The 1923-nt window shown below is 42.4% G+C and carries 3 protein-coding genes and 1 pseudogene; 1 reads left to right on the forward strand and 3 read right to left on the reverse strand.

The genetic code is table 11. The features are described from left to right. Together B7Y67_RS16530 and B7Y67_RS16535 are read right to left on the reverse strand one after the other, a co-directional pair. On the reverse strand, positions 1–192 hold a 192-nt coding region (locus B7Y67_RS16530), incomplete at its 3' end, for a P-II family nitrogen regulator (protein WP_293599566.1). A gap of 25 nt (positions 193–217) precedes the next feature. Next, positions 218–1048, reverse strand: coding sequence for a TorF family putative porin (locus B7Y67_RS16535; RefSeq protein ID WP_293599567.1), 831 nt, complete (start codon positions 1046–1048; stop codon positions 218–220). A 263-nt stretch (positions 1049–1311) separates the two neighbouring features. On the opposite strand from B7Y67_RS16535, the gene B7Y67_RS16540 reads away from it, so the two are divergent. Continuing rightward, complete coding sequence (locus tag B7Y67_RS16540) at positions 1312–1566, forward strand: accessory factor UbiK family protein (protein ID WP_215302167.1); 255 nt, start codon at positions 1312–1314, stop codon at positions 1564–1566. A 25-nt stretch (positions 1567–1591) separates the two neighbouring features. Here the strand turns inward: B7Y67_RS16540 and B7Y67_RS16545 are convergent. Beyond that, positions 1592–1923, reverse strand: a pseudogene (locus B7Y67_RS16545) (hypothetical protein); the annotation flags it as partial.

Below are 1923 nucleotides of genomic sequence, written 5' to 3' on the forward strand. Positions count from 1 at the left end.
AGCAGCTTCAATTTTTACTTTTGGCAAAAAGTCGACTACATACTCTGCACCGCGATACAACTCGGTGTGACCTTTTTGACGACCAAAGCCTTTAACTTCAGTGACGGTAATGCCCGAAACTCCCACTTCCGAGAGAGCTTCGCGCACTTCGTCAAGCTTGAAGGGCTTGATGATTGCGGTAATTAATTTCATACGTTTCTCCGTTCAGAGGAAAGAATTAGAAAGTTTTTGTAAGAGAAACTACAGCACCAGGTCGACCAGCTGATGTGCCGCCCTTGGTATAGGTATTCCACCAAACTGGGTTAGCATTTGTACTAACGTAAGCCGCTGATAATGAAAGTCCGCCGCCAAAGTCTTTTGTAGCGCCTAACTTCCAATCTGTGTAGCTTATGTTGTTTGGAGTTGAGGACCATCCAGTAGGAGTATTTGGTTGACCAGCGATATATTGATAACCAACGTGACCATTTAAGCTAACACCCCAAATACCCGTATCGTAGTTAGCAGTGAGGTCAGGATAAAAAGATCCACTACTATTCGGCGCTCCAAAAATATTGGTTAATGCGTAGTTGACCTTAACAAAACCAGTTACTGGGCCAAAAGTAAAATTTTGTGCAGCATAGATTTCAGTTGTGTTTGGATTTACAAGTGCATTGTTGTAGTTTCCACCCGTAGTATTGTAGTAGTACTGCAACACACCCAAATCAGAGGCAAAACCTTCTCCAATCAGCTCCTTTTTAAAACCTCCGTAGAAGTCCATCTCGATTGGAGCTTGCACACCATTACTAGTAGCGTTTGAAATCCAGTTAATTGTGCTGTTCCAGTTACCAATGTAAAGACCGCTCTCATGCGCATAATCGAAACCGCCTTGAATGGCTGGCTGATAGTTGGTTTGTGTAATACCACGATAGCGGTAATCATTAGTTACCGTTACGTTAGCAGTAATAGGGCTCACTTCTGGAGCATCAGCAGCAATTGCTGACTGAGTAGCTAGACCGCTTAATAAGCCAGATGCTGCTAGAGCGATGGCTGTCTTTTGAATAGTTTTCATGTGTTACTCCTTGCTGTGTGTAATGAAAAAAGGGATAAATGCTTTATTGCATGGAGTGATCATGAATCTCGGGGCCTCTTTCAAATTGGTGCAATTCCCCTAAATAAGGCTTATGCACTACTTTAGTGCTTACATTTGCACCAATTTGGTTCATTTTGGTGCAACTGCAGCATTTTTGACTAGTTTCAGCTGTTTTTGACTCAACAACATAAAATGTTGACTGTGTCTTTTATGCAACTTTCAATAGAACGGCGGGCAGCATTATGCAAAAAACAGGCGAAATCCTAGAACAAATCCAGCGAATTGCTAGCGATATGCAAAACAAGGTTGGGGATGCTATTCGTAACTCACCTGCACAAGAGATTGAAAAGAATGTGCGCGCCATGATGAATCAAGGTTTCCAGAAAATGGACCTAGTGACTCGTGAAGAGTTTGATTTGCAATCGAAGGTATTAGCAAAGACCAGAGAAAAGCTAGAAGCACTAGAAGCTAAAGTGGCCGCCTTAGAAAAGTCTTAATCTGAATTTTCGTTTCGTCTGGAAACTATTCTGGACGGAACTCATCAAAGAAGTTGGCGTATGCCTCTTCAGAGAAAAACTGTTTTGCATCTACCCTTGCTGGTGCTGTATGCAAAACGGAGATTTGATAAATCCATACTCCGTTATCTGGCGCAATTCTGGTAATCCAACGCACGCGCATTGACTGCTCTACTGCACCAGTAGATTTAAATTCTAAGAAGTAATCCTTAGTCGCAATACGCTGTTTATTGGCTGTCTGATATAGAGCATCAACACTAAGTGCACTCTCTAAACTGACATTCGCGCGATTCAATAAGTTGCCTTGCAATTGCTCCAACAATTTAGGCGCTAGGGTGG

It is taken from the genome of Polynucleobacter sp. 35-46-11, from assembly GCF_002281105.1.

Coding starts and splice junctions, on each gene's coding strand:
- B7Y67_RS16535 (WP_293599567.1), bottom strand. CDS start 1,048: ATGAAAACTATTCAAAAGACAGCCATCGCTCTAGCAGCATCTGGCTTA.
- B7Y67_RS16540 (WP_215302167.1), top strand. CDS start 1,312: ATGCAAAAAACAGGCGAAATCCTAGAACAAATCCAGCGAATTGCTAGC.